We start from the raw sequence: 13,327 nt of genomic DNA, 5'->3' as shown, positions 1-13,327 counted from the left end.
ATGCAGAGGAGTCTTTATGAAACAACTACATGGCTACGTCCTGACAGATGAGGTATTAAGAAAGTGGAGAGAGCGTCTTGTTCCCGGATATGACATTTTATTTTTTCAAAACCAGCCGGATTTCTTAGCCTGTAGGGTGTTCACACCACATACCTCACAAACCTTCTCACTGGATGACAAAACATCTTTTGCAACCTGGGGAGTAAGTAAAGAAGCAAATTATTACACCATAATTAATAATGATGATTTTTTAAAACTGGCCAAGCATCAGAAGAAGCAAATTATCAAAGAGCAATGGGAGCTTGGAAGGGGGCTGGTCTTTTCGGAAGAAGAAATGGCCTCTCTTTTAAAAACAAGAAACGAAAACACATTCCAAATTTTTGAAGAGTCCTCGTATGTTGATGATGATAAAAATGTAAAAGTATATATGATTCAAAGATTTCTTTTGAGATTGCTGCCCCTGGAAATTCAAACTCATTTCCTATTGAATTACGCATCATTGTGGAGCGATGATAGAGCTGTATATGCAGGGCTGTATGAAGTCCACCGGCATCGGCTGCAAATAGAATACGATTTCCTTGCACCTTTCTTAGACACATTTTCCACTAAAAACGGTCCTAATTGTCTTGCCGCCACTGCCGCAGGATTTTCGAGGGATCCCAATATCATTGAGGAATGGATGCACCCTGACAGGTTTTTTAACCTGCTGGAACAGCATCAATATTTTCAACACCATTGCGATCATTTGAAGGATAGGGATGTGTTGGTTTGGAAAAACGAGCAGGAGCAGGCTGTTCATGCGGCTTTCCTGTTAAACAGCCGTTATTGCTTCAATAAACACGGCCAAACGATGTTCAACCCTTGGCAGGTCTTGCCTGTAGAACAAGTTATGAAATCGTGGAATCAAGATGGATATAGAATGGACATATACAGAAATATATAATTTTTGTGAAAAAGGAGTTTTCAAAATGAAAAACAGTTTAACAACGGCCATGAAAATCCAAAGTCCCGCATCAAGAGTATTTCAAGCAATAGTGAATCCAGAACAAATGGCTAATTATTGGTTTTCATCTGGATCTGAGAGAATGGAAGAAGGAATAACCATTACATGGCGGTATGAGGAATATAATGCAGAAGGAATTGTATATGTATTGGAAGTTCAGGATCCTGCAAAAATCGTCTTCACATGGGGGGATCCTGATCAGCCCACGACCGTTACTATTAAGCTTAAGGAGCAGGATTCAGAATCGACGATTATCAGTGTGACCGAATCCGGTTTTAGTGAAAATCCTGACTTAGAGAGAATGCTTGGCCAAAAAGCAGGGTGGGTCTACATGTTAACCTGTTTAAAAGCCTATACTGAAAACGGAGTGAATACTTTAAGAGCGTCACTTGTACATAGCTGATTACTAATCAGGCGGGAAAAACAAACTTGTACACTAGTTCTTGATGAGAGTGCAAGGCATTAGAGGAGCCTCACAGGATGCATGAATCATTAGGATTGAAGCTGCTTTTTTACAGAGGGGCATTATGTAAAAAAGGAAGTATTAATTCACACACTATTGGGGCATCATTACGTGCATATTTTAACGTGATGTCCTAATAACTGCTTTTTTCGTACATTATTTCTCTGATTATATGGAAATCATGTTCTAATCATTTGCAAAACAGCTCTAAAAATCTTGTCAGTATATGAAACCCTTTCGTTTCTGAAATCGTCTAAATAGTAAGAAAGTAAAAGGAGTGGGTATACTTGACTTCTCAACAAAAAAGAACCGTCCTGCTATTGATGCTTGTTTCAACATTCATAGGAATAGTGATCAGACTTTTCGATGTCAGCCGTTCAACCCATGAACTTGTATCCTTCCATAACCTAGATATCCTTATTCTATTATTTATCATGGCTTGTAGCGGTGGAGGACTCCTTCTGATGAAAGCAGTAATATATCCTGCAAGAAAGCAAAGGTAAATAAAATGACAAATGATTTTTATTGTGATGAAGTTTTAAGCGGAAATACACAAGTAGAGAAAGTGAAAGAAACAGAAAACGTGCTGGCTTATCATCATACCAGACCATTCTATCCCTTACATATCGTGGCCATTACAAAGAAACATATTTCTTCCCTGATCACCCTCGACGAGAGTGACCATTCTTTGCTGCTGGAACTCATGTTGGTCATCAAAGAAATTGCAGCGGAAATTACAGAAAAACATGGCTCCTGCAAAGTGATAACCAATCTGGGGAAATACCAGGATTCAAAACACCTTCACTGGCATATAGTATCGGGAGAATCATTGAATTTTAGGTCTTAAAAGAGTGTCTGACATCCGGTGTAGTGACCATACGTATAGAACAGACTGATAAAAGATTGACTCCATACAAATATGACCGAAAATTCTGCTTTGAAATAATTTTTTTGAAATTTAAGATTGACTTTTAACGAAAGAAGCTATATATTAATAAAAAAATTTATATGAAACGTTGATAAGGACATGAGGTTTTCTTAACCGGTTCTCAGAGAGGGATGCCAAGGCTGCAAGCTTCCCAGCCCGGAGAAAACACTTACCGCCTTGGAGTTGTATTGATGAAATCAAAGTACTCAATACCGTACTGCTGCGATAAAGCACCTAAAGCCGTCAAGTCTTTTTGGCGGGAAGCTGGGTGGAACCACGGGTCTAAAACACACTCGTCCCTTTACAGGGATGCGTGTGTTTTTTATTTTTTAAGAATTTAATAAAACATAGTGATGACAAGGACATGAGGTTTTCTTACTGGTTTACAGAGAGGGAAGTCAAGGCTGCAAGCTTCCCAACGCAGAAGAAAACACTTACCGCCTTTGAGCCGTATTGGGGAACTCCTTAGTAACCAATACCGCAGATGCTGCGATAAAGCAAAACGAAGCCGTCATTTCATTTGGCGGGAAGCTGGGTGGAACCACGGGCCAACACACACTCGTCCCTTTATACAGGGATGGGTGTGTTTTTTATTTACTAAACTATTTGGGAGTGAAATGAGCATGGTACAAAAGGAAATCATCATCAAGTTTCCAGACGGAAAAGAAAAGAATTACCCGGCAGGAGTTTCACTGGCTGATATTGCTCAATCGATCAGCCCCAGCTTGAAGAAAAGAGCGGCAGGGGGCAAAGTGAATGGAGCTCTGTTCGATCTGAACAGGCCTCTAGAAAACGATGCCTTCATTGAACTATTTGAAGTCCAATCTAAAGAAGGTATTGAGATGACGAGACACAGCGCCGCCCATATCCTCGCACAAGCGGTTCGGCGTTTGTATGGAAATGTCCAATTAGGCGTTGGTCCAGTCATAGAAAATGGATTTTATTACGATTTAGACCTCGAAAAGAGTCTTTCCCAATCTGATTTGGTGGAGATCGAGAAGGAAATGAAAAAGATTATTTCTGAAAACCATCCGATAAGTCGGGAAGAACTATCCAGAAAAGAGGCAGAAGCCTTTTTTGCCTCCGATCCTCTTAAAGTGGAATTACTGAAGGATATCCCAGATGAAGATATTCTCTCCATTTACAGGCAAGGTGAATTTGTCGACTTATGCAGGGGTCCGCACCTGCCATCAACAGGGATGGTCAAAGCTTTCAAATTAACTCATGTTTCAGGCGCATACTGGCGGGGAGACAGCAATAACAAGGTCCTGCAGCGTGTATACGGTGTTGCTTTCCCTTCACAAGAAGCATTGAATGAGCATTTCGTCTTTCTGGAGGAGGCGCAAAAACGTAACCACCGTAAGCTTGGAAATGAATTGGATTTATTCATGTTCTCAGAAGAAGCTCCCGGTATGCCATTTTATTTGAATAACGGTCAAAAGATCCGCAATGAACTGGAGTCGTTCTTGAGACAAATACAGAATTTCTTTGACTACGAGGAAGTCAGGACACCCATCATGATGAACCGCAAGCTTTGGGAGCAATCAGGACATTGGAATCATTACAAGGAGAACATGTATTTTTCCGAAGTGGATGACCAAAGTTTTGCACTTAAGCCGATGAATTGTCCGGGACATATGTTGATCTTTAAAGATAAACTTCATTCTTACCGGGACCTTCCCATCAGAATGGCTGAGTTTGGCCAGGTCCATCGCCATGAGTTCAGCGGGGCATTGAACGGCATGTTGAGAGTGAGGACTTTCTGTCAGGATGACGCCCATATTTTTGTAACTCCCGACCAAATCGAAGAGGAAATCACTTCCGCTCTACAGCTGATTGATCATGTTTATAGGACTTTTGGCTTTAACTATGATATCGAGCTCTCGACTAGACCGGAGGATTATATGGGGGAAGAAGCACTGTGGGACAGAGCAGAAGACTCTCTTAAAAATGTTTTAGCGAATTTAGGTTATCAATACAGAATCAATGAAGGAGACGGTGCCTTTTATGGACCGAAAATCGACATCCATATCAAAGATGCTTTGAAACGCAGCCATCAATGCGCTACTGTACAGCTTGATTTCCAGATGCCGGAGAAATTCGACCTTCACTACATTGATGAAAACAACCAAAGAGTAAGGCCCGTCGTCATCCACCGCGCAGTCTTCGGCTCAATTGACCGTTTCTTGGGAATCCTCATTGAACACTTTGCAGGTGCATTCCCGGTTTGGCTTTCACCGCTGCAGATAAGCGTAATTCCAGTGTCAAATAATGTTCACGGACAATATTGCGAGGAAATCAGAAGCAGACTGAAAGCAGAAGGTTTTCGTGTTGAAAGCGATCTGAGAGAAGAAAAATTAGGATATAAAATAAGAGAAGCGCAGATGAAGAAAGTTCCCTACGTTTTGGTAGTGGGGGATAAAGAGCAGGAAAATCAGGCAGTGAATGTGAGAAGTTATGGAGAACAGAATTCCCAAGAAGAAAAGCTGGAAGTTTTTATTGCAAGGGTAAAGCAACAAATAAGAGACAAAAGCCTAAGTTTGTCTAAAAATTGAGAATTCATTAATTTACAGGGGGGGCCGCCTGCTAGTTCACGCTGGCGGCACCCCTATATTGTTTTAAAACTGCCTTGCAAATTACAAGCTTTCGCAGTTTTTGGGCACTTAGTCGTTTGAGTTAGGGTATTAGCCTCAGCAGCTTGGGATACAAGACAACCCGAAGAGCCTACATTTGATTCAACAATTCATCAACTTTATCAGCATTCACGGAAAATTTCAGGGTTTTCTTAATCAATCCTTCTTTCTTCAACTGACTGATCATGCTGCTTGTCGTTTCGCGGGTTGAACCGATCATATTTGCCAGATCTGCGTGAGTCAGCTTCATGTTGATCGTCTGCCACTCTTTTTTCCTCTTGCCTGTCTTTTCACTTAATTTAAGAAGTAGATATAATAACCGGTATTTTACATCACTCAAGGCAATTTTTTCACTGAGTGAATATAGCTCTTTCAGTCTGGTTGAGAGAATATTGATCAGTTTAATGGCAATTTTCGGATTCTTCTCAATGAACCCTTCGAATTCATCCACTCCCATAATACATACATAAGTATCAACCATTGCCTCTGCATATATTTGATCATCTGTCAGTGACAAGGAGGAAGTCTCCCCGAAGATATTTCCGCTTGTCAGTATATCGACTGTAAATTGTTTACCTTGGGCGTTCATCCGGTACAGCCTGATTTGCCCTTCTTTTAAGAAGAACAGGGCTTTCATCGGTTTTTCAGGAGTGATTATATGTGTTCCTTTTTTTATAGGTTTCATGTCACTCAGATCATCGATTAATTTTAGTTCGCTCATTGGAAGCTCATCCAGAAGGCTAATCTGTGACAGCATCATCATTTTATCCACGTCAATCTACCCTTTCTTTACACACATGTAATCTCCCTTACAGTTATTTGGCCTCTGTTTGCTAGAGTGTAGTCAGGAGGTGCGTTTCCATTATTCTATTATATACGATGGATGGCTGCAGGGAATGTTTTAAAGTCAAACAGCTACTGAATGCCCGGCAATTGGATTATGAGGAGAAGAATATTTTTGAAGATGCCGAAGACTCAGAGATTCTGCTGAAAGAGCTTGGTGAAATTATCGTACCTGTCCTAAGAATGGATTCTTGTTTCTTTGTAGGTAGTGAGATTTACTCCTATCTGTCAACAAAAGGCCATGTTCGGTAATTTGCTTACTCCCTTATCTTAGAACATTTTCTAATTGTTGTTTATGTCGGAACATTTGCCTGTCGGGGCTGAATGTGGCGCTTTCACTTTTGATGACAGGTGAGACCCCACAATCCAGTTGCAGCACCCGAGGTTACGTACCCACTGGAACGTAACCCAGCCCCTCGGAGTCGCACAGTTGGAGTGGAAATCAACTTCTACAAATATTAAGCAATAAATAAACATCTTTTCCCTTTCAGGGAATGATTGACACATTGGCTTGTTTAATGGGCTAATGACCAGGGAATAGGTGCTGAGAACCAGGAAATTAAGCCCATCAATGAAAGGAAGATGAGAATGATTAAAGCATTGTTTCTTAACTGCACCTTGAAAGGCGGAAAAGAGCAGTCCAACACCGAAGCACTCATTCATGACGTCATAGACATTATGGACAAGGAAGGCGTTTCTTCTGAAATCGTCCGCCTGTCCGACTACTCCATATCCTATGGTATCACTCCAGATGCAGGGGATGGGGATCAATGGCCGGAAGTGTTTGAAAAGGTCAAGGAAGCAGACATTCTTGTCATCGGCACTCCTATTTGGCTCGGTGAAAAGAGCAGTATTGCGACTCTGGCAATCGAACGACTGTATGGGGCCAGCGGTTTAACCAATGACAAAGGCCAATATCTTTTCTATAACAAAGTGGGAGGAGCCATTGCAACAGGAAATGAAGATGGTGCGAAACAAGCTTCAGCATCCATTCTTTATGGACTGTCTCACATTGGATTTACGATCCCTCCAAATGTTGATACATATTGGGTGGGAGAAGCAGGGCCAGGCCCATCTTACATTGAAGCCAATGGAAACGAGAACGAATTCACCATGCAGCACGCAAAAATCATGGCTTATAACTTGATCCACTTTGCAAGGATCCTAAAACAGCAGCCAATTCCTGCAGAAGGAAATGTCGTGAAATAAATAGCAAACAAGGGATTGGGAAAAATGAAATGAAGACTGAAAAAAAGCTTAACCGAAAACGTTTTACAGATATTCTTGCCGTAATGATGTCTCTAGTGAATTCACTCGGAAAAGAATACTTCATTATTAAATCACATCCGGATGTCAGTCCGCCTGATTGGCATTTAGCACATACCATCTGGTTTTGGAACGGTTCATCCTTAAGGAATTTAATAGAGATCAAGAATTCAATCCTGAATTTTATTACTTGTTTAATTCCTATTACGAAACAGTAGGGCCATTTCAACCCCGCCAACAACGCGGGGTTTTACTCGGCATCAAATAACCCGAAGAGAAATAATTTTTCACTCTTAAAGCGAATTCCGGAAAAAGCCTAATCCTGTTTTCTGAATTGACAGAAAACAGTCGTTCCCTTAGACTTTTTAGTACAATGCGGGAAGGCAGGTGAAAGTATGGAGTCAAGGATTAGAATGATTTCCGAGGACCAAGCGGAAGGAAAACTAAAAGAACTCTACGAACGTTTCAATGGTAAAATGGCAAACATATTAAAGGTTCAATCATTGAACCCGGGGTCTCTTGATGCCCATCTGAACTATTATAAAGTCATTATGTTTGGTAAATCTCCACTCAGCCGGAAAACGAGGGAAAGCATTGCGGTCGTTGTCTCATCAACCAATGAATGTTTTTACTGAATGGAACATCATGGGGCGGCGCTCCATCTTGTGACGAAAGACGAACATTTGGTTGAGGGGCTCAAAAGAGATTATAGAAGCCTCGACCTTGATCATAAGACAAAAGCCATGCTGGATTACGCTGTAAAATTGACCAAAAAACCGCATAGTGTTCAAGATGCTGATGTTGAAACATTAAGAGAAAGCGGCTGCAGCGACGAGGAAATACTGGATGTTTGTCAAATTGCTTCCTATTTCAATTTTGTCAACCGCATGGCTGAAGGTCTTGGGGTAAAGCTCGAGGAGCAATAACCGAAGAAAGCTGTCTCAGCAGGAGGAAAACCCTGTTATGAGCCAGCTTTTTTATGTGGGAAGGGCCCTGAACATACTGACATGGCCGATATTCAGTTTTCCTAATTGGAAGACGTCGCCAAGCTTTTATCAGTTTCAATTATTTCAGCTGTAACACCCGCGTCTCTAATAGCTCACTATAACAGCCTTGAGTGTAATTCACCTTACATACTCCAGACAGCTGTCAGTATATAATGTGGAAAATAATATTTTTGGGGAGTTATTACTTTGAAAAAGAAAATAGTTACCTATACCCTAATGCTCTCACTGGTTGCGTTCCTTGTATGGTTCAGCCATTCCTTTTTATCGATCGGCCCAACGGAAATCAGAGATTGGATTCTTTCATTCGGTATTTTCTCCTCAATATTTTATGTGGTTATCTACATTTTACGACCTTTAATCCTTTTTCCAGCATCAGTCTTATCCATAGCAGGCGGGTTGGCCTTTGGTGCATTTAAAGGTACTTTGTACACCATCATTGGGGCAACAGGGGGAGCGGTCCTTTCGTTCCTCGTTGCCAGATACTTCGGTAAAAACATCGCGGCTAAAGAATGGAAAGGCAATAAGCAAAAAATACAAAGACAGTTAGAGAAGAATGGATTCTTTTATGTGTTGTTTCTGCGGTTCATTCCTTTGTTTAATTTTGATTTGATCAGCTACTCTGCCGGCTTATCAAAAGTAAGGCTGTCATCCTTTGCTCTTGGAACCTTTTTAGGCATCATTCCGGGAACTTTTGCTTATAATTTCCTCGGAAGCAGCCTTGTAGCAGGAAATCCAGAAATCCTCTTACTAGCATCAGCCGTATTTATTACGCTCATGATTGTACCTCTTTTGATAAGGAACAAAATGAAGAAAAAACAAGGATAACCCCAGTGAAAAAGGAGACTGCTGATATGAAAGAATACGACATCGTCGTCATCGGCGGCGGCGCGGGAGGGCTCACCGTCGCTGCAGGTGCGGCCAGCCTTGGGGCGAAAGTTGCTCTGGTTGAAAAACAACCGCTTTTGGGAGGAGACTGTCTTCATTATGGCTGCGTTCCCTCTAAAGCCCTTATTAACGCAGCAAGAGAAACATATACCATGACCAAAACTGCCAATGAATTGGGATTGTCCCTTCATGGCCAATCGGATATTAGTATCGCGATGAAAAGAGTGAAAGATGCAATTGCTCAGATACAGGACCATGACAGCAAAGAAAGGTTTGAACGTCTTGGTATAAGCATTTATAGAGGAATCGGAAAATTTGAAGACCAGCATCTTGTATCGATAGGCGATGGAAGGACAATAAAGGGGAAGAGAATTGTCATTGCCACGGGTTCAAGCCCGAATATCCCTCCGATTGATGGCCTTTCCTCGGTCCCTTATCTGACGAATGAAACCATTTTTGATCTGGATCATACCCCAAAAAGGATGCTTGTTATTGGGGGAGGACCGGTGGGGCTGGAGATGGCGCAGGCCTTTGCCAGATTTGGCACTGAAGTCATAGTCACTGAGCGGGGCCCAGCCTTATTTAAAAAAGAAGATGAAGAGGTCGCTCGAACTATTCAATCCCAATTAGAAAAAGAATTAACTATAAAATACAATACAGAAACAACAAAAGTGAGAAGGAAGGACAGCGAGATGGAGGCTGTCTTGGAAAGTGGTGGTCAAAAGGAGACTATTACTGTGGACCAGATACTTGTAGCCGCAGGAAGAAAGGCGAACATCGCTTCGTTGAATCTGGAGCAAATCGGCGTCGAAACGAGCAAAGGAGCCATCAAGGTGAACCAATACTTGCAATCTTCCATTCCTACAATTTTTGCTATTGGCGATACAAATGGAACATTTCCTTTCACCCATGCAGCGGGTATGGAAGGGAAATTGGTTGTCAGAAACGCCTTGTTCGGGATTAAAGGCAAGGTGAACTACGAAAATGTGCCCTGGGTGACCTATACAGATCCTGAAGTTTTTCATTTAGGAGAGACGGAAGAGGAAGCCAAAACTAAGTATGGTAACTCCATTCGCACTTTTACAGTGGATGTCAAAGACACGGACCGGTTTGCCGCTGAACGGGAAGACATTGGACTAGTGAAGATCATAACGGATAAAAAAGGCAAAATTCTTGGAGCTCACGCTGTCGGTAAAGATGCAGGCGACTGGATGCAGGAAATCATTTTCGCCAAAACCATTGGAAAGAAAATTGGCAGCATTTCTAGTGTCATTCATCCTTATCCCACTCACGGAGCCATCTTGCAGCAAGCGGCGGATCTATACTGGAGAGAAAAATTGTTCAATGGAAGGATACCGAAACTGACGAAAAAATTCATTCAATGGTTTCGATGAATGGCTTGGCTCGATTAGATACCATTCCAAACATTTAAGAAAGAGGTGATTCAATTGGCAAAATCAGCTATTTTTTGGGCAGCGGCACTCCTGCTAGTCCTTGCTGCCTGCGGTGACCCTGCTGCATCCCAGCCAGGTCAGGAAGCTCTGTCAATGGAATGGAACGAGCTTAAAGAAATATCCAGAGGTACTGAGGTGCATATGTATATGTGGGGCGGGGATGAAGGGATCAACCGTTATATTGATGAATTTGCCGCTCCCGAACTGAAAGAAAAACATGATATAGAATTAATCAGGCACCCAATGAACACAGAAGATTTCATGTCAAAATTATTGACAGAAAAGAAAGCGAATAAATCAGAAGGAACCATCGATATTATCTGGATCAATGGTGAAAATTTCAGGAACGCGAAAGAGAATGACCTTCTTCTTGGATCATTCATCGACATACTGCCGAATTACAATCGTTATGTAGATAAAACCCTTCCTTATGTCTCTAAAGATATGGGAATACCTATTGATGGAATGGAAGCTCCTTGGGGGAAAGTGCAATTCGTCTTCCATTACGATAGTGACAAGGTGGATGCCCCCCCTACTACTTTTGAGGAGCTGGCAGAATGGATCCACTCCAACCCGGGACAATTCACATATCCTGCTGCAAATGATTTTACCGGTAATGCTTTCGTCCGGCACTTGATATATGAGTTCGCTACCGAACTTGACTCTTTATCAGACATTGATGAATTTGATTATCAAGAAGAGATTTGGAGTTACTTGAACGAAATTAAACCGGATTTGTGGCGGAAGGGAGAGACTTATCCTGGATCACTTTCTGAACTTGACAGATTATATTCTCAGGGAGAAGTAGCATTTACAATGGGATTCAATGAAGGAAGGGTTGCAAGTTTAATAGAAGACGGCACTTTCCCTGACACAACCAAATCTCTTGTGATAGAACCTGGATCTATAGGGAATGCACATTATCTGAGCATTCCTTTTAATTCTCCAAACGCTTCAGGTGCTTTGGCGGCCATTAATTTTTTCATGTCGCCCCAGGCACAAATAGCAAAAGCGAATCCTGCTCTATGGGGGGAAGGGACAATTATCGATCTTGAAAAACTGAGTGAACAGCAAGTGAAGAACCTCAAGGACTTCACAGGTACTTCTGTTGTCAAACCGCAAGATGTGTTGCAAGAATTGCATACAGACTACACTGACTGGATTAGGGAGAGTTGGGAAGATGAAGTCTTGCGGTAAACTGGCAGGACGTGCTGCAACTGTATTTCCTGCAGGAATTATTTTAATACTCCTTCCCACTGTAGGGCTTATGTTGGCTGTATTTGAAAGTCTTTCTTCAGGAATGGACAGCTATATAAATATACTGGCTCTCGAAGAATTCCGAAGCTCTTTGACAATAAGCCTTCTAGTTACAACAATATCAACACTTTGTTCGCTCTTATTTGGCTTGTTATTGACAAGGGGTTTGTTTCAATTGTTCAGTAAGGATTCCTGGAAATATATTGTTTGGGTTCCCATGTTAATCCCGCACTTTATCGGTGCATATATTATTTATTCTTTTTGGGCTCAACCCGGACTTATTTCAAGTTTGGCTTATGAGCTGGACTTCATAGATTCTATGCAGGAGTTTCCTGTTCTTACTTCTAACGAATATTATTCTGGAGTAATTCTGTCTTATATCTGGAAAGAAACACCTTTTGTTGTACTCATGCTTCTTCCTGTCTATCAGGAAATCGATAAGCGGCGCAATGACGTTGTGCGAACACTGGGAGGGGGCACATGGTCAGTTTTTAAAACAGTAGAATGGCCCTGGGTACTACCTGTATTAGCCGAAACAGGCATTATCTTGATCAGTTTTATTATGTTTGCGTTTGAAATTCCGGCTTTACTTGGGGTGACATATCCAAAAATGCTGGCCATCCTTGCGTATCAATGGTTCTATGAAGGTGACTGGAGTATGAGGCCGCATGCTCAAGCCATTATGATATTTATGACCTTCTTTTTACTTTTATTTACCTATGCGATTTTTCATTTCATCCGCAAACAACAGCGCTACTTGAAGAGGAGTAACACATCATGACTTATCAATTCGGCCGTTTTGCAATTCAGACTTCGGCAATTTTAATACTTTTGATCATATTTGTTTTTCCCATTATTTTTCTCGTTATCAAAAGCTTTTCACAGGGATGGATTTGGCCGATGCTGTTTCCTTCACAATGGAGCATGAATGCCTGGGAATCTGTCGGCAGGGAACCGCAATTATGGGAAGCTCTTAACAATACTTTGATTATCGGCCTTATGGTCACTGCTTTGAATCTTTTATTGGGCATTCCGGCAGCCAAGGTCCTCAGTCGAAAGAGCAGGGAGAGCTGGGTGAATACTGCCGTCTTTTTTCCTTTATTGATTCCAGCGCTGGCTATCGCAATGGGACTTCACCTTATCATGATCAGGCTCGGTCTTGCTGATCATATAGCAGGTGTCATTCTCATTCACCTTCTCCCGTCGCTTCCGTATACTGTGCGGATACTGACGTCAGCTTTCAACAGGCAGGGACCCTGCTGGGAAGAACAAGCTTACGTATTAGGCGCATCCAAAGCGGCTTCATTTTTTCAAATCACATTCCCAATGATATTGCCGAGCATTCGCAGCGCATCATTACTTGCTTTCGTCATATCCTTAAGCCAATATGTACTGACGGCAATAATTGGCGGAGGTACTGTCAATACGCTGGCCATCTTGTTTTATCCATACTTTAACAGTGTCAACGATGGCATAACTGCAGCCTTCGCGGTAATTTTTGCGCTGCTGCCCGTTTTTTTCATAATCCTTCTGGAGCTGTCACTGTTTATATATCGTTTGGCTCTCAGATATAGCTAATTAGGGGGCA

15 protein-coding genes are annotated in these 13,327 nt (G+C 41.8%); 14 read left to right on the top strand and 1 reads right to left on the bottom strand.

Annotated elements, in window-relative coordinates:
* Positions 1-16 precede the first annotated feature (16 nt).
* The 5 genes from V1502_RS09485 to thrS all read left to right on the top strand — a co-directional run bounded on the left by V1502_RS09485 (position 17) and on the right by thrS (position 4,949).
* Entirely contained in the window at positions 17-943 is a 927-nt protein-coding gene (locus V1502_RS09485) for a hypothetical protein (protein WP_409254107.1), read from the top strand.
* Positions 944-968: 25 nt separating this feature from the next.
* Positions 969-1,406 carry an SRPBCC family protein gene (locus V1502_RS09480; protein WP_409254106.1) on the top strand — a complete coding sequence of 146 codons (438 nt, stop codon included), beginning with the start codon at positions 969-971 and terminating at the stop codon, positions 1,404-1,406.
* Positions 1,407-1,753: 347 nt separating this feature from the next.
* On the top strand, positions 1,754-1,969 hold the full coding sequence (locus V1502_RS09475) for a hypothetical protein (RefSeq protein ID WP_409254105.1): 216 nt from the start codon (positions 1,754-1,756) through the stop codon (positions 1,967-1,969).
* Between the two features lie 5 nt (positions 1,970-1,974).
* Positions 1,975-2,313, top strand: coding sequence for an HIT domain-containing protein (locus V1502_RS09470; RefSeq protein ID WP_409254104.1), 339 nt, complete (start codon positions 1,975-1,977; stop codon positions 2,311-2,313).
* Between the two features lie 704 nt (positions 2,314-3,017).
* The gene (gene thrS / locus V1502_RS09465) at positions 3,018-4,949 is read left to right on the top strand and encodes a threonine--tRNA ligase (protein ID WP_409254103.1); all 1,932 of its coding nucleotides are present in this window, start codon (positions 3,018-3,020) and stop codon (positions 4,947-4,949) included.
* 169 nt (positions 4,950-5,118) lie between these two features.
* Here thrS and V1502_RS09460 read toward each other — a convergent pair whose 3' ends face one another.
* Positions 5,119-5,799, bottom strand: coding sequence for a Crp/Fnr family transcriptional regulator (locus V1502_RS09460; RefSeq protein ID WP_409254102.1), 681 nt, complete (start codon positions 5,797-5,799; stop codon positions 5,119-5,121).
* Between the two features lie 89 nt (positions 5,800-5,888).
* Here V1502_RS09460 and V1502_RS09455 point away from each other — a divergent pair, with 89 nt between their 5' ends.
* From V1502_RS09455 to V1502_RS09415, 9 genes are all read left to right on the top strand, one after another.
* Positions 5,889-6,122, top strand: coding sequence for a glutaredoxin family protein (locus V1502_RS09455; protein ID WP_409254318.1), 234 nt, complete (start codon positions 5,889-5,891; stop codon positions 6,120-6,122).
* 330 nt (positions 6,123-6,452) lie between these two features.
* Complete coding sequence (locus V1502_RS09450; RefSeq protein ID WP_409254101.1) at positions 6,453-7,079, top strand: flavodoxin family protein; 627 nt, start codon at positions 6,453-6,455, stop codon at positions 7,077-7,079.
* A 29-nt stretch (positions 7,080-7,108) separates the two neighbouring features.
* Positions 7,109-7,354, top strand: coding sequence for a hypothetical protein (locus tag V1502_RS09445; protein WP_409254100.1), 246 nt, complete (start codon positions 7,109-7,111; stop codon positions 7,352-7,354).
* 177 nt (positions 7,355-7,531) lie between these two features.
* On the top strand, positions 7,532-8,062 hold the full coding sequence (locus V1502_RS09440) for a peroxidase-related enzyme (protein WP_409254099.1): 531 nt from the start codon (positions 7,532-7,534) through the stop codon (positions 8,060-8,062).
* Positions 8,063-8,329: 267 nt separating this feature from the next.
* The gene (locus V1502_RS09435; RefSeq protein ID WP_409254098.1) at positions 8,330-8,968 is read left to right on the top strand and encodes a TVP38/TMEM64 family protein; all 639 of its coding nucleotides are present in this window, start codon (positions 8,330-8,332) and stop codon (positions 8,966-8,968) included.
* 26 nt (positions 8,969-8,994) lie between these two features.
* On the top strand, positions 8,995-10,422 hold the full coding sequence (locus V1502_RS09430) for a dihydrolipoyl dehydrogenase family protein (protein WP_409254097.1): 1,428 nt from the start codon (positions 8,995-8,997) through the stop codon (positions 10,420-10,422).
* Positions 10,423-10,467: 45 nt separating this feature from the next.
* The gene (locus tag V1502_RS09425; RefSeq protein WP_409254096.1) at positions 10,468-11,679 is read left to right on the top strand and encodes an ABC transporter substrate-binding protein; all 1,212 of its coding nucleotides are present in this window, start codon (positions 10,468-10,470) and stop codon (positions 11,677-11,679) included.
* Positions 11,680-11,914: 235 nt separating this feature from the next.
* Positions 11,915-12,520: an ABC transporter permease subunit gene (locus V1502_RS09420; protein WP_409254095.1), complete on the top strand. Its 606-nt coding sequence runs from the start codon at positions 11,915-11,917 to the stop codon at positions 12,518-12,520.
* Entirely contained in the window at positions 12,517-13,317 is an 801-nt protein-coding gene (locus V1502_RS09415) for an ABC transporter permease (protein WP_409254094.1), read from the top strand. The genes V1502_RS09420 and V1502_RS09415 overlap by 4 nt, the downstream gene beginning before the upstream one ends.
* The last annotated feature ends 10 nt before the right edge of the window (positions 13,318-13,327 follow it).

Origin of the sequence: Rossellomorea sedimentorum (assembly GCF_046237645.1) — a bacterium.
GTDB classification, from domain to species: Bacteria; Bacillota; Bacilli; order Bacillales; family Bacillaceae_B; genus Rossellomorea; species Rossellomorea sedimentorum.
Note: the sequence above shows the minus strand (reverse complement) of the source record. Positions and strands in the feature narration are given on the sequence as shown.